The 14,522-nt window shown below is 73.1% G+C and carries 8 protein-coding genes; 5 read left to right on the top strand and 3 right to left on the bottom strand.

All coding sequences use genetic code 11. The features are described 5' to 3' along the window. Window positions 1–252: 252 nt before the first annotated feature. Together ACFYSC_RS36075 and ACFYSC_RS36070 are read right to left on the bottom strand one after the other, a co-directional pair. Window positions 253–1,233 (bottom strand): Gfo/Idh/MocA family protein, encoded by a 981-nt coding sequence (locus ACFYSC_RS36075; protein ID WP_389970618.1) that lies wholly within the window; start codon window positions 1,231–1,233, stop codon window positions 253–255. 184 nt (window positions 1,234–1,417) lie between these two features. Continuing rightward, complete coding sequence (locus tag ACFYSC_RS36070) at window positions 1,418–3,034, bottom strand: peptide chain release factor 3 (RefSeq protein WP_389970624.1); 1,617 nt, start codon at window positions 3,032–3,034, stop codon at window positions 1,418–1,420. A gap of 209 nt (window positions 3,035–3,243) precedes the next feature. Here ACFYSC_RS36070 and ACFYSC_RS36065 point away from each other — a divergent pair, with 209 nt between their 5' ends. The 5 genes from ACFYSC_RS36065 to ACFYSC_RS36045 all read left to right on the top strand — a co-directional run bounded on the left by ACFYSC_RS36065 (window position 3,244) and on the right by ACFYSC_RS36045 (window position 13,613). After that, on the top strand, window positions 3,244–4,005 hold the full coding sequence (locus ACFYSC_RS36065; protein ID WP_389970615.1) for a PP2C family protein-serine/threonine phosphatase: 762 nt from the start codon (window positions 3,244–3,246) through the stop codon (window positions 4,003–4,005). Window positions 4,006–4,692: 687 nt separating this feature from the next. Next, window positions 4,693–5,304, top strand: a complete 612-nt coding sequence (locus tag ACFYSC_RS36060) for a hypothetical protein (protein WP_389970612.1) — start codon at window positions 4,693–4,695, stop codon at window positions 5,302–5,304. A gap of 12 nt (window positions 5,305–5,316) precedes the next feature. Beyond that, on the top strand, window positions 5,317–7,476 hold the full coding sequence (locus tag ACFYSC_RS36055; RefSeq protein WP_389970609.1) for a flotillin family protein: 2,160 nt from the start codon (window positions 5,317–5,319) through the stop codon (window positions 7,474–7,476). A gap of 8 nt (window positions 7,477–7,484) precedes the next feature. Continuing rightward, window positions 7,485–12,722, top strand: coding sequence for a DNA repair ATPase (locus tag ACFYSC_RS36050; RefSeq protein ID WP_389970621.1), 5,238 nt, complete (start codon window positions 7,485–7,487; stop codon window positions 12,720–12,722). A gap of 60 nt (window positions 12,723–12,782) precedes the next feature. After that, window positions 12,783–13,613: a phosphoribosylaminoimidazolesuccinocarboxamide synthase gene (locus ACFYSC_RS36045; RefSeq protein ID WP_362946475.1), complete on the top strand. Its 831-nt coding sequence runs from the start codon at window positions 12,783–12,785 to the stop codon at window positions 13,611–13,613. 107 nt (window positions 13,614–13,720) lie between these two features. Here ACFYSC_RS36045 and ACFYSC_RS36040 read toward each other — a convergent pair whose 3' ends face one another. Further along, window positions 13,721–14,518, bottom strand: coding sequence for a PP2C family protein-serine/threonine phosphatase (locus ACFYSC_RS36040; protein ID WP_389970605.1), 798 nt, complete (start codon window positions 14,516–14,518; stop codon window positions 13,721–13,723). Window positions 14,519–14,522: the final 4 nt, after the last annotated feature.

Raw genomic sequence — 14,522 nt, 5'->3', positions numbered from 1 at the left:
GGCATGGCGCGGAGGTGGGTGGGTGTTCCGGCCGGCTTCAAAACGCCAGAAACCACCGCGCCCGACACCAAGGCCGAAGGCCGGTCGGCACCAGACACCAGCCACAACGCCGGCCGGAACACCCACCCACCGCAGCGCGCGCACCCGCCCAGCCCGACAACCACTGACGAGCCCAAGCCCGGGAAAACACCCCACGACGGGAAAAGCCTCAGCCCGAGCGAAGGACCCGCCCAAGCGAACGACACAGGCCGGTCATTCGCCCGGGAAGCGCACCCCCACCTGGGAACGGACCTCGTCCATGACGCCCATCACGTCCAGCGTCGCCTGCCAGGGCACCAGCGGGCTCTCCAGCAGTCCCTCGCGCAGGCAGCGCATGGCCTCGGCGGCCTCGTGCAGCATGCCCGACCCCTCGTAGGGGACGTGGAAGGTCTCCGGCTCGGCTTCCGAGCGGTGCAGGACGAAGGTGGCGGGCCGGAAGAACGGTCCGGGCACCTCGATCCGGCCGAGCGGGCCGGAGATCGTCGCGGTGACCGGGGTGTTGGCGGTGAGGCCGCAGGAGAGCACCGCCACCGCGCCGCCGTCGTAGCCGAGGATCATGCCGGTGTTCTCGTCAACGCCCTCGGGGGTCAGCCGGGCCCAGGCCCGAACCTCGGCGGGGTCGCCGAGCAGGAGGTGGGCGAAGGAGATCGGGTAGACGCCGAGGTCGAGGAGGGCTCCCCCGCCCTGCGCCGGGTCGCGGAGCCGGTGCTCGGGGCCGACGGGCGCGAAGATCCCGAAGTCGGCGTGGACGGAGGAGACCGGGCCGATCGCACCGCCCTCGACCAGTTCCATGATCTTCCGGACGCCCGGGATGCAGCGCGTCCACATGGCCTCCATGAGGAACAGCCCGCGTTCGCGGGCGAGGTCCACCAGCTTGGCGGCCTGGGCGCGGTTGAGCGTGAACGCCTTCTCGCACAGTACGGCCTTGCCCGCGTTCAGGCAGGTCAGCACGGCGTCGTAGTGGGCGTTCTGGGTGTTGGCGACGTAGACGATGTCCACGTCGGGGTCGGCGGCGAGTTCGGCCCAGCTTCCGTGGGCGCGGGGGATGCCGTGCCGGTCGGCGAACGCGCGGGCGGACTCCACGGTCCGCGATCCGACCGCCGCCACCTCGGCGTCCGGCAGCAGCTTCAGGTCTTCGGTGAACGTGGCCGCGATCCCGCCGGTCGCGAGAATGCCCCATCTGACGGTGCTCATGAGGACATATCCCACCATGTACGGACACTCCGCACCACGCCCCGCCCACCGTACGAGACGACCCGTCCCACGGGAAAACCCGTTCCCCCACGAGGACACGCCGTACGGGAACACAGGGACACGCGCACGGAAAAGCCCGCCGTACGGAGAGGACTCCCCCGTACGGCGGGCCCGCCGCGAAAACTCAGCCCCGGGTGTCGGCGAGCAGCGCCCTGAGCACCAGGCCCGGGTGGTCGCGCAGCACGCCGCGCATCCGCCACTCGTCGGTGAACAGCGCCAGCAGCTCCCCGTCGATGGAGCGCGTGAAGACCTCCACGCCCCGCTGCCGGGCGAGGATCGGCGCCGACTCGGCGTCGGTGATCCGGGCGAGGCTGAAGTCGAGCCGGTCCAGGGCGATCTCGGTGTTGAACTCCCCGGCCAGCCGATGCTTCACCACGTCGAACTGCATCGGGCCGACCGCCGCCAGCACCGGCGACTGGTCGCCGCGGATCTCGGAGCGCAGCACCTGGACGACGCCCTCGGCCTCCATCTGCTCGATGCCCTTGCGGAACTGCTTGGCCCGGCCCGCGTCACGGCAGCGGGCGGTCCAGAAGTGCTCGGGCGCGAAGCTCGGGATCTTCGGGAACTCGACCGACGGGCCGTCGTAGAGGGTGTCGCCGGGACGGAGGGCGGTGGCGTTCACCAGGCCGACGACGTCGCCGGGATACGCCTCGTCGATGGTGGCGCGTTCCTGGCCGAAGACCGCGTGTGCGTACTTGGTGGCGAACGGCCGTCCGGTCGCGGCGTGGGTCAGCACCATGCCGCGCTCGAAACGGCCCGAGCAGACGCGGACGAACGCGATCCGGTCGCGGTGCGAGGGGTCCATGTTGGCCTGCACCTTGAAGACCAGCCCGGAGAACGGCTCCTCCAGCGGACGCGGGACGTCCTTGACGTCGGGGCGCGGCGCCGGGGCGGGGGCGATGTCCACCATCGCGTCGAGCAGGCGGCCGACGCCGAAGTTGTTCAGGGCGGCGCCGAACAGCACCGGGGTGGACTCGTGCCCCTCGAACGCCTTCTGGTCGTGGTCGGCGCCGATCGCGCCCAGCAGCTCGGCCTCGTCCCTGGCCCGGATCCAGTCCTCGCCCAGCTCGGCCTCGGCCTGCTCGGGAAGCAGGTCGGTCTCGATGGCCTTGGTGGCGCCGCCGGGGGTGCGGGTGTAGCGGACCGCCCGGTCGGTGACGCGGTCGATCACCCCGTGGAAGAACCCGCCGGTGCCGATCGGCCAGGTGATCGGGGTGGGCCGCAGGCCGGTCCTCTCCTCGATCTCGTCCAGCAGCTCCAGCGCCTCGCGGCCGGGGCGGTCCCACTTGTTGACGAACGTGATGACCGGGATGCGGCGGTGGCGGCAGACCTCGAACAGCTTCAGCGTCTGCGGCTCCATGCCCTTGGCGGCGTCGAGCAGCATGACCGCGCAGTCGACGGCGGCCAGCACCCGGTAGGTGTCCTCGGAGAAGTCGGCGTGGCCGGGGGTGTCCACGAGGTTGAACATGTGGCCCCGGTACTCGAACCGGAGGGCGGCCGAGGTGATGGAGATGCCCCGGGCCTTCTCCATGTCCATCCAGTCGGAGGTGACGCCGCGGCGGCCGGCCTTGCCGTGCACCGCGCCGGCCTCGGTGATCGCCGACGCGTGCAGCGCCAGCGCCTCGGTCATGGTGGACTTTCCGGCGTCGGGATGGCTGATCACCGCGAACGTGCGACGCCGTGCCGCCTCCTCAATGATCGCGGTCAATTGCTGTTCTCCTCGCCGTGCCGGGGGTGAGATGGGGGCCGTCCCGTTCGGAAACGCTTCGGAAGGGCACTGGGACAGCTTACGTGCAATGCGGCCGTCAACAGATGTGGCAACACTTCCTCCGGCCGCTTGCGTCACCATGGTGTTCGGTGGATTGTGGAACACCATGGTTCGCCCCATGCCCATCCCGACTGCCCGGAAAGCGACCCGCTCGTGCAACTCGATCTTTCAGTGATGTGCAGATGATCACGCTTCGCTATGCGGCGGGCTCCGACGTCGGCCGGGTCCGCCAGGGTAACGAGGATGCGGCGTACGCCGGCGCCCGGCTGCTCGCCGTCGCCGACGGAATGGGCGGCCACGTGGGCGGGGAGGTCGCCAGCGCGGCGGCCATCACCGCGGTCGCGGCTCTCGACCAGGAGCAGCCGGACGACCTCGTGGCCGCGGCCGAGGCCGGGGTCCACCAGGCGAACCAGCGGCTGCGGGAGCTGGTGGAGGAGGACCCGAGCCTCACCGGCATGGGCACCACGCTGACGCTGATGCTCTGGGACGGCCCGCGGGTGGCGCTCGCCCACATCGGCGACTCCCGCGCCTATCTGCTCCGTGACGGCGACCTGTACCAGATCACCTACGACCACACCCTGGTGCAGACGCTGATGGACGACGGCCGGATCACCGCGGAGGAGGCCGCCAGGCACCCGCACCGGTCGATCCTGCTGCAGGTCCTCGACGGCGGCGACAACCCCGACCCCGACCTGTCCCTGCGCGACGCCGAGGTCGGCGACCGCTACCTGCTGTGCTCCGACGGCCTCTCCGGGGTGGTGGAGGCCGAGCGGCTGCGTCAGGTGCTCGCCGAGGTCGACGACCTGGACGAGGTGACCCGTCGGCTGATCGAGCTGGCCTGCGAGGCCGGGGGGCCGGACAACATCACCTGCGTGGTCGCCGACGTGGTCGAGGGACCCGGCTCCGGCACGCCCGTGACGGTCGGCGCGGTCGTCCCCTCCTGACCCGGGCGCCGTCCCGGCCCTTCTCCCGCGAGAACCACCTCTTCGGCGGGAGCCCGCCGTACGGCCCCGTGCGCCCGGTGCGGCCCCGCCTCCGAGGAGGATGACGCGCCGTACGGCGGGCCCGCGCGTCCTGGCCGTCGCGCGGCGCAGACGCTATCGTCGGTCTCCCGTGCTTCTCGTCGCTCGCCACCCCCGGAAGGACGCGCGCCCGTGTACAAGGAATTCGCCATCGAGGCCGTCGTCTGGCTGATCCCCGTCGTGATCCTGGTCGGCCTTGCCTACATGATCACGCGCCCCGCCTGACCCTCTCGACCGCGCCCCGTCTCCCGCGAGGAGCAGGGGGGCGCTCCCGCCGCGGAGCCGGGGCCCACCGGCCGCTCCCCGGCTCCTCCGGGGCCTCCGGGTCCTTTGACGCCGCCGGGGCCTCTGACTCCGTCGGCCTCCGACGCCTCCGGGTCCTTTGACGCCTCCGGGTCCTTTGACGCCTCAGGGACCTCCACGCCGTCGGGGCACCTGACGCCTCCGGGACCTCCACGCCTCCCGGACCTCCGGGCCCTCTGAGGCATCCGAGGAGAACATTCCGCCCTCCGGGAACCATTCTCTTTACTCGTTCTTTATACGGGTGCAGGGCACGGGCGCTTCGGGGAGCGCCACCGGGAGACACCGGCGGGGGGATTCTTCGCGCTCATGAGTCGTTTCGTCGACGCCGCACTGGCCTTTCCGGCGGTTCTTTTCACGTTCGCCCTCGTCGTGGTCGCCGGTTACTGGCTGTTCGTCCTGCTGAGCGGTTTCGGTTTCGACGGTGAAGCGGACGGCGGGGCCGATGCCGTGGGCCTCTCCGGAGCGCTGGGCCGCATCGGGCTCGGCGGGGCGCCGGTCGCCGTGGTCGTGTCGCTGCTGGTCGCCATCGCGTGGTTCGCCTGCCTGGCGGGCGGCGTGCTGTTCGCCGACGTCCTCGGGCCACCGGGCGTCCTGGCGGCGGCACTCGTCTGCGCCTGGGCGGGCACGCGCCTGGTGGTGCTGCCGCTGCGCCGCGCCACCCGCCTCCGGCCCGTCCCCTCCCGCGCCGACTTCGTGGGGCGCACCTGCGTCATCCGCACCGGGCGGGTGAGCGGGAGCTTCGGCCAGGCCGAGGTCACCGCCGCCGACGGCTCCTCCGCTCTCGTGCAAGTCCGCCAGACCGGTGACGACGTTTTCGGCGCCGGCAGCATCGCCCTGATATTCGCCTACGACGCGGTGGGGGAATTCTTCTGGGTGATGCCGTACGACGCGGAACTCGACCCCCATCGTCCCCTTTAGCCGAGGAACCGCATGGACGTCATCTCCACCGGACTGGGAATTCTCATCGCCGTCGTCTTTCTCATCCTCATAAGCCTGGCCGTCGTGGTCAGCCGTCTGTTCCGCAAGGTGGAACAGGGCAAGGCCCTGATCATCTCCAAGGTCAACAAGGTGGACGTCACGTTCACCGGGGCGATCGTGCTGCCCGTGTTCCACCGGGCGGAGGTCATGGACATCTCGGTGAAGACCATCGAGATCGCCCGGACCGGCCGTGAGGGACTGATCTGCCGCGACAACATCCGGGCCGACATCCGGATCACCTTCTTCGTCCGGGTCAACAAGACCGTCGAGGACGTGGTGAAGGTCGCCCAGGCCATCGGCACGACCCGGGCCAGCCACCAGGAGACGCTGCAGGAGCTGTTCAACGCCAAGTTCTCCGAGGCGCTGAAGACCGTCGGCAAGCAGCTCGACTTCGTCGACCTCTACACCCAGCGCGACGCCTTCCGCGACCAGATCATCCAGGTGATCGGCACCGACCTGAACGGCTACAGCCTGGAGGACGCCGCCATCGACTACCTGGAGCAGACGTCGCTGCTCTCCCTGGACAAGGGCAACATCCTCGACGCCCAGGGCATCCGGAAGATCACCGAGCTGACCGCCATCGAGCACATGCGGACCAACGAGTTCCAGCGGCAGGAGGAGAAGGAGATCACCCGCCAGAACGTGGACGCGCGGGAGGCCATCCTGGAGCTGGAGCGCCGCCAGGCCGACGCGGAGATCAGGCAGCGGCGCGAGATCGAGACCCTGCGCGCCCGCGAGGAGGCGGAGATATTCACGGTCCAGGCCGCGGAGCGGCTCAAGGCGCAGGCCGCCGACCTGCGCACCGAGGAACAGCTCGGCATCCAGCGGGAGAACCAGGCCCGCGAGATCGCGGTGGCCGCCAAGAACCGCGAGCGGGTCATCGCGATCGAGTCCGAGCGGATCGAGAAGGACCGGATGCTGGAGGTCATCACCCGCGAGCGGGAGACCGAGCTGTCGCGTATCTCCAAGGACCGTGAGGTCGAGGGCGAGAGGCGTTCCGTGGCCGAGGTGGTCCGCGAGCGGATCGCGGTGGAGAAGACGGTCGCCGAGCAGGAGGAGAGCATCAAGCGCCTGCGGGTGGTCGAGGAGGCCGAGCGGACGCGTCAGGCCGTGGTCATCCAGGCCGAGGCGGAGGCGCAGGAGAACCTCGTCAAGGACATCAAGGCCGCCGAGGCGGCCGAGGCGGCGTCCCGGCACCGGGCACGCGAGGCGCTGGTGCTGGCCGAGTCGCGGCAGCAGGCCGCCGAACTCGACGCGCGCGCCAAGGTCCGCCTGGCCGAGGGCGTCCAGGCGGAGGCGGCGGCGGCCGGTCTGGCCCAGGTGCAGGTGCGGGAGCGGGACGCCGCGGCGATCGAGAAGATCGGCCGCGCCGAGGCGGCGGTCGAGCGGGAGAAGGCCCTCGCGGCCGCCGAGGGTGAGCAGGCCCGGGCGCACGCGGTGGCCACCGCGGTGCGCGAGAAGCTGAAGGCCGAGGCCGAGGGCGAGCAGGCCAAGGCGCTGGCCGCCGCGGCGGCGGTCGGCGAGAAGCTCAAGGCGGAGGCCGAGGGCCTGGCCGAGAAGGCGGCGGCGATGGCCGCGCTGAACGACGCGTCCCGCGGCCACGAGGAGTACCGGCTGCGGCTGGAGGCGGACAAGGAGATCCGCCTCGCCGGGGTGGAGGCGCAGACGAAGGTCGCCGAGGCGCAGGCCATGGTGATGGCCGCCGGCCTGGAGAACGCCAACATCGACATCGTCGGCGGTGACGGCGCGTTCTTCGACCGGCTGACGAACTCGATCAGCGCGGGCAAGAGCGTCGACGGTTTCGTCCGGCACTCCGAGATCACCCGGACGCTCGCCGGGCCGTACCTCGACGGCTCACGGAGCCTGCCCGCCGACCTGGCCGGGGTTCTCGGCTCGCTGGACAGCGGGGACGTGCGGAACCTGTCCCTGTCGGCGCTGCTGATGAAGCTGGCCGCGGGCGGGCCCGACGCCGACCGGCTGCGTGACCTCGCAGGGGCGGCCGTCCCGGCGAACGGCCGCATCGGAACCGGCGGCGTCGCCGAGGCGCCGCTCGTGGCCGCCGCGGAGACCGCCGAGGCGCAGGTCACCGTCCTCGACGCGGGTGAGCGGTGACGGCGTTCATGACCGAGGCCGTCACCGAGGCGCCGGACGACGAGGCCGGGCCGGACGCGGGCACCTACGAGGTGCTCCGCGTCCGGCTCGCCGAGCGGGCGGCCGAGCTGGCCCGGCGGGCCGAGGCGCTCGACGCCCGGCGCCGCGCGGTCTTCGGCGGGACCGAGCTCCGCCTGGTCGGCACCGTACGGATCCGCACCGGGCACCCCTGCCTCCCCCGCGACATCGTCGCGCTCGGCGAGGCGGCCGGCCCGCCGGGCGCGGACGGTGGGAGCACGGGGGACGGGTGGGACGGGCGGGACGGCGGACCCGGAGGCGGGCGGGAGGTCCGGCGGGGGCTCATCCTGTTCGGACACAACGCCCCCTCCGGGCCGAAGCCGGAGACGACCGTCGGGGACGTCTTCTCCCTGCACTCCTTCGTGCGGGAGGCGACCGGTGACGGCACGGCCGACGGGAGAACGACCGGCGGAGGCATCGCCGGTGGGAGCACGGCCGGCGGGAACACGGAGGTCGGGGACGCGGGCGGTGAGGACTTCCGGCTCGACCCCGTGCCGCTGTTCCGCGACCCGCGGTTCGAGCGCGACTTCGCCGAGCTCCACCGTTACTACCGGGGGACGCGGCTGCTGCGGCTCCACCGGACCGGGGAGAGGCTGCTGGCCGTCTTCCGGGCGGGACCGCAGGACGTCCGCGTGCTGCGCTGGCGGGTCGGCGCGGACGGCGCGCTCGCCTATCTCGACGACCGGGGCGAGCGTGACCACGTCCCGCCGCCCCCGTACGACTTCGAGTGGGTTCCGGCCACCCGCGACGACCACGTGCCCGGCCGCCGCCCGTACATCTCGATCCGGGGCCGGGTGCACGTCGACACCGCCGGCGGCCTCACCGTCAAGGCCGAGAACGACGCCGGGACCGGCGAGAGGACCTACCGCGAGCCGGTCGCCGAGCCGCTGCAGAGCCTCGCCGACGCCGACGTCCACCACGCCGAGGTCGGCCCGCTGATCCTGCTGCGCATCCGGCCCTACAACGAGACCGAGTGGCGGCACCTGGTCTTCAACACCCGGACCGGGGAGGTGGTCCGCCTCGACGGCATCGGCCGGGCCTGCCGCCGGCTCCCGGAGGACCAGGGGATCGTCTTCCCGGGTGGTTACCTCCTGTCCACCGGGACGGGCAGGACCTTCGACACCGACGTCTCCGGCCTGGAGTTCGAGCGGGCCATCCGCTCGCCCGACGGCGAGGACGTGCTCTACGTCTTCCACGCGCCCGCCGAGGGCCGCTCCCTGCTGCTGCCGTACAACGTGATCCGCAAGGAGGTCTCCACCCCCCTGCCCTGCCACGGCCACACGCTGCTCGACGACGGAACGCTGCTCCTGTTCCGGGCGGCCTCGGACGAACCCACCCGGATCCACCCGGTGCAGGTCTGGCGGACGCCGTACGTGTCGGACCTGCACGCCGCCGCCCAGCCGGCCGGCACCGGCCCGCTGGAGCGGATCGGCAACGCGGAACTGGTCCGCGGGATCTCCGACTGCGTCTCGGTCGCCCGGATGGTCGAGGACACGGCGCCGTCGGCCCCGGTCTTCGAGGCGCTGATCGCGGCCTGCGCCCGGGTCTTCGACCGCCACCATTGGCTGGACGAGCACGGGCTGCACGGGCCGCTCACCGACGTGCGGTCCTGCGCCGGGCAGGTGCTGGAGGAGTTCGAGAAGGTACGGGCGCTCACCGGGGAGGCCGCGGCCGCGCTGGAGAGCGCCGCCGAGGAGATCGCCTCCCTGGTACGGCGGGCGCACTCCCCCGAGCCGCGTTCCGCGCGGGAGTGGATCACCCACCTGTCCGAGCTGCGCCGGGCCCGGGGACACCTGGTGACCCTGCGCGGGCTGCGCCACGTGGACACCGGCCGGATCGACGCGCTGGACGCCGGCCTCGGCACCGAGCTCGACGCCGCCACGCGGCGCGCGGCGGAGTTCCTGAGCGGCGAGGACGCCTTCGCCGACTACCACGCGGAGGTCGGGCGGCTGGTCGAGGAGGCCGGGGGCATCGCGACCACGGCCGAGGCCGGGCCGGTCGGCGAGCGGCTGGCCGCTCAGGCGCGGGGGCTGGAGATCGTGGCCGAGGCGGTCGGCACGCTCGACGTCGCCGGCGCGACCGTGCGGACCGCCATCCTGGAACGGGTCGGCGAGGTCCTCGGCGGCGTCAACCGGGCCCGCGCCGCGCTGGACGCCCGCCGCGGGGAGCTGCTGTCGCGTGAGGGCGGGGCGGCGTTCGCGGCCGAGTTCGCGCTGCTGGGTCAGTCGGTCACCGGGGCGCTGGCGCTGGCCGACACCCCCGAGCGGTGCGACGAGCAGCTCGGCCGGCTGACGCTCCACCTGGAGGGCCTGGAGGCGCGGTTCGCCGAGTTCGACGACTTCCTGACCCGGCTGGCCGCCGAGCGGGAGAACGTCCATGAGGCGTTCTCCGCGCGGCGGCAGGCGCTGCTGGACGAGCGGGCCCGCCGGGCCGACCGGCTGGCCGTGTCCGCCGGCCGGATCCTGGACGGCATACGCCGCCGGGCGGCCGGGCTCGGGTCGCCCGACGAGGTCAACACCTACTTCGGCTCCGACCCCATGGTCGCCAGGCTGCGCGGGGTGACCGGGGAGCTCCGGGCGCTGGGCGAGACGACCCGGGCCGAGGAGCTGGAGGGGCGGATCGCGTCCGCCCGCCAGGAGGCGGGCCGTGCGCTGCGCGACCGGCTCGACCTGTACACCGACGGCGGAACGGCGATCCGCCTGGGGCGGCACCGGTTCGCCGTCGCCACCCGGGACGCCGAGCTGACGCTCGTGCCGCACGAGGGCCGGCCGGTGTTCACGGTGACCGGGACCGGCTACCGCGCGCCGGTGCGCGACGCGTCGTTCGCCGCCACCCTGCCGTTCTGGGACCAGCCGCTGGTCTCCGAGAACGCCGAGGTCTACCGGGCCGAGCACCTGGCCGCCGCCGTACTGGCCGCCGCCGAGGCCGGAGCGCCGGACGCGGGCGGGTCCGCCGTCACGCCCGACGCGCTGCGCGCGGCGGCGGCGGGAGGCGGCCTGCTGGAGATCGTCCGCGCGGCGGCGCGGGACCGCTACGACGAGGGCTACGAGCGCGGCGTGCACGACCACGACGCGGCCGCGATCCTCGCGGCGCTGCTGCGGCTGCGTGCGGACGCCGGCCTGCTGCGCCATCCCCCCGCGGCGCGGGCCGCCGCGCAGCTCTTCTGGACCTTCGGGGTGGACGGACCCGTACGTGAGAGGTGGAGCACCCGGGTGGCCTCGCTGGCCCGCGCCCGCGCCCTGTTCGGCAGGGTCGACGCGGTGGCGGAGACGTGCCGCGCGCTCGGCGCGGCCGTCGCGGCCTTCACCGCGGACCTCGGCGGAACCGGCGGGCCGCCCGACGGCGACGGCGCGGAGGGACCGCACGGCACGGAAGGACCGCACGGCGCAGAGGGACCGCACAGCGCGGAGGGACCGTACGACGCGGACGTCTGCGCGCTCGCCGGGGAGTACCTCTTCGAGGAGCTGGCCTGCGAGCCGCCGGGGTTCGTGACGGGCGCGCCGGCGCGGTCGCTGCTGACGCGGTTCGACCGGGCGCTGGGGGCGGAGCGCCGGAGGTTCGACGACGACCTGCTCGCGCTCGGGGACGACCTCGCCGCCCGCCACCGGCTGGTCCGGGCGTGGCTGGAGGCCTTCGAGCCGTCGGCCGACCTGCCGGAGGCGGTGGCCGTGCTGCTGTGCGACACGGCCCGGTACGACTCCCCCGCCGCCCTGACCGTCAGGGTCGGCGGGCTGCTCGGCGCCCATCCGCGGATCACCGGGGGCGCGCTGGAGCTGCGCCTGGACGAGTTCCTCGGCCGGACCCGGCGCTTCCGGGAGCGGCGCGTCCCCGCCTACCGCGCCTACCGGCGGCGGCGTGACGAGCTGGTCGCCGCCGAGCGCGCGCGGCTGCGCCTGGAGGAGTACCGGCCGAAGGTGATGAGCGCCTTCGTCCGCAACGAGCTCCTCGACGAGGTCTATCTGCCGCTCGTCGGCGACAGCCTGGCCCGGCAGCTCGGCACCGCCGGTGACGCCGACCGGGCCGACCGGTCGGGCCTGCTGCTGCTCGTCTCCCCGCCCGGCTACGGCAAGACCACCCTGATGGAGTACGTCGCCGACCGGCTCGGCCTGATGTTCGTGAAGGTCAGCGGCCCGGCGCTGGGGCACCTGACCACCTCGCTCGACCCGGCGCGGGCGCCCGACGCGGCGGCCCGCCGTGAGGTGGAGAAGATCTCCTTCGCCCTGGAGCTGGGCACCGACGTGCTGCTCCACCTCGACGACATCCAGCACACCTCACCCGAACTGCTGCAGCGGTTCGTCTCGCTGTGCGACGGCCAGCGGCGGATGGAGGGCGTGTGGGACGGGGAGTCACGAACCTACGACCTGCGGGGCAAGCGCTTCGCGGTCTGCATGGCGGGCAACCCGTACACCGAGTCGGGCGCGCGGTTCCGCGTCCCCGACATGCTCGCCAACCGCGCCGACGTGTGGAACCTCGGCGAGGTGCTGTCGGGCCGGGAGGAGCTGTTCGCGCTGAGCTACATCGACAACGCGCTCACCTCCAGCCCGTTCCTCGCCCCGCTGTCCGCACGGGACCGCGGCGACGTCCGCCTCCTGGTACGGCTGGCGGAGGGCGATCCCGCCGCGCGGGCCGACCGGCTCTCCCACCCGTACTCCGCCGCCGAGCTCGACGAGGTGCTGCCGGTCCTGCGTCACCTGCTTCGCGTCCGGCGGGTGGTGCTGGCCTGCAACCGGGCCTACATCGACTCGGCCGCCCGGTCCGACGCGTCCAGGACCGAGCCGCCGTTCCGGCTCCAGGGGTCCTACCGGGACATGAACAGGCTCGCCGCCCGGATCGTCCCGGTGATGAACGAGGCCGAGGTGGACGCGGTGATCGACGACCACTATCTCGGTGAGGCCAGGACCCTCGCCTCCGGCGCCGAGGCGAACCTGCTCAAGCTGGCCGAGCTGCGGGGCGTCCTGACGGCCGGGCAGGCCGCCCGCTGGGCCGAGGTGAAGGCGGCCTACCTGCGCGAGAAGGCGCTGGGCGGCGCCGGGGACGACCCGGTTGCCAGGACGGTCGGCGCGGTCGGTCTGCTGGCCGACCGGGTGGGCGGGGTGCGGGCGGCCATCGAGGAGGCCGCGGCCCGCCTGTCCCCCGCCCCTGTGGGATCATCGGCCCCGTGTTCCGGCCGGGCGGGCGGCGCCGACTAATCTGTTCCCGCCCGGTGTACCGGCGGAGCAGGACGACAGCGCGCGAGAGCAGGGAAAACGGTGAAGCTTCTCCACTCAGGGAAGGTCCGGGACGTCTACGAGGACCGCGGGGACATCATCCTCGTGGCGTCGGACCGGGTTTCGGTCTACGACGTGATCCTCCCGACGCCCATCCCCGACAAGGGGAAGATCCTCACCCGGCTCTCGCTGTGGTGGTTCGAGCAGCTCGCCGACGTCGTGCCGAACCACGTCGTCTCCGCCTCCGACGTCCCCGCCGAGTTCGCCGGCCGGGCCATCCGGTGCCGGAGGCTGGACATGCTGCCGGTCGAATGCGTCGCCCGGGGCTACCTCACCGGCGGCGGGCTGGCGGAGTACCGCGAGCGGGGTTCGGTCTCCGGCGTGCCGCTGCCGCCGGGCCTGGTGGACGGCTCCAGGCTGCCCGAGCCGATCTTCACCCCGAGCACCAAGGCGCCGCTCGGGCAGCACGACGAGCCGATCCCCTTCGAGGGCGTGGTCGAGCGGGTGGGAGCGGAGACCGCCGGGGAGCTCCGGCGGATCACGCTGGAGATCTACCGCCGGGGGGCCGAGCTGGCCGCCGGGCGGGGCGTCGTCATCGCCGACACCAAGATCGAGCTGGGCCGGGCGGCCGACGGCACGCTCACCCTGGGCGACGAGCTGCTGACACCGGACTCCTCGCGTTTCTGGCCCGCCGAGCGGTGGGAGCCGGGCGGGTCGCAGCCCTCCTTCGACAAGCAGTACGTCCGCGACTGGGCGACCGGCACCGGCTGGGACAAGAGGGAACCGGCCCCCGAGGTGCCCGCCGAGGTCGTCGAGGCCACCCGGGCCCGCTACGTCGAGGCGTACGAGCGCATCACCGGCGAGACCTGGTGATGGGCATGACGGGCGCGACGGGCGTGCCCGGGGCCTGACCGGGGCGCGGTCCCCGCCGGTGCGGCGGGGACCGCTGGGTTCGCGGGGCCTGTGAGGGCCCGTGGAGGTCAGTGGGTGAGGCGTCCCTCGGCGGCGGCGCCCACCACGAACCGGTCCGCCGACGCCGGGTGCGGGCCGTAGTCGGCCACGATGCAGGTGATGTTGTCGGGGCCGCCGCCCCGGTTGGCCAGGTCGATGAGCCACCGGACCGCCTCGGCCGGGTCGTCGATCTCGGTCAGCGTGTTGAACAGGGTCTCGGGGCCGACCACCCCGGTCAGGCCGTCGGAGCACAGCAGGTAGCGGTCGCCGGGTTTGGCCTCGCGCAGCGACAGGTCCAGCTCGCCGTCACCGGTGCCCTCCAGGACCCGCAGCACCATGGACCGGCGCGGGTGCTCGGCGGCCTGCTCCTCGGTGATGCGGCCCTCGTCCACCAGCGACTGGACCAGGGTGTGGTCGTGGGTGATCTGGTAGAGGGCGCTGTCGCGCAGCATGTAGGCGCGGGAGTCGCCGACGTGGGCGAGGGCGAAGTTCGGGCCGTCCCAGAGCATCGCGGTGAGGGTGGTGCCCATCCCGCGCAGTGTGGGATCCTGCTCGCTCATGTCGTGCAGCGTGTGGTTGACCTCGGTGGCCGTGCCCTTGAGCGTCGCCACGAGATCGACGCCGCCGGCCGGGAGCCTCTCGTCCAGCGCCGCCATGGCCCTGACCGCCAGGGAGCTGGCCACCTCGCCGCCCGCGTGGCCGCCCATGCCGTCGGCGATGGCGAGCAGGCGAGCGCTCGCGTATCCGGAATCCTCGTTCGCCTCGCGGCGGACGCCGACATCGGATCGAGCGGCGTAGCGCAGCGCCAACGCTTGGTTGAGTGCCATGAAG

The sequence above is a fragment of the Streptosporangium sp. NPDC004379 genome, from assembly GCF_042873875.1.
Lineage (GTDB): Bacteria > Actinomycetota > Actinomycetes > Streptosporangiales > Streptosporangiaceae > Streptosporangium.
This window is presented reverse-complemented; position numbering and strand designations above follow the sequence as displayed.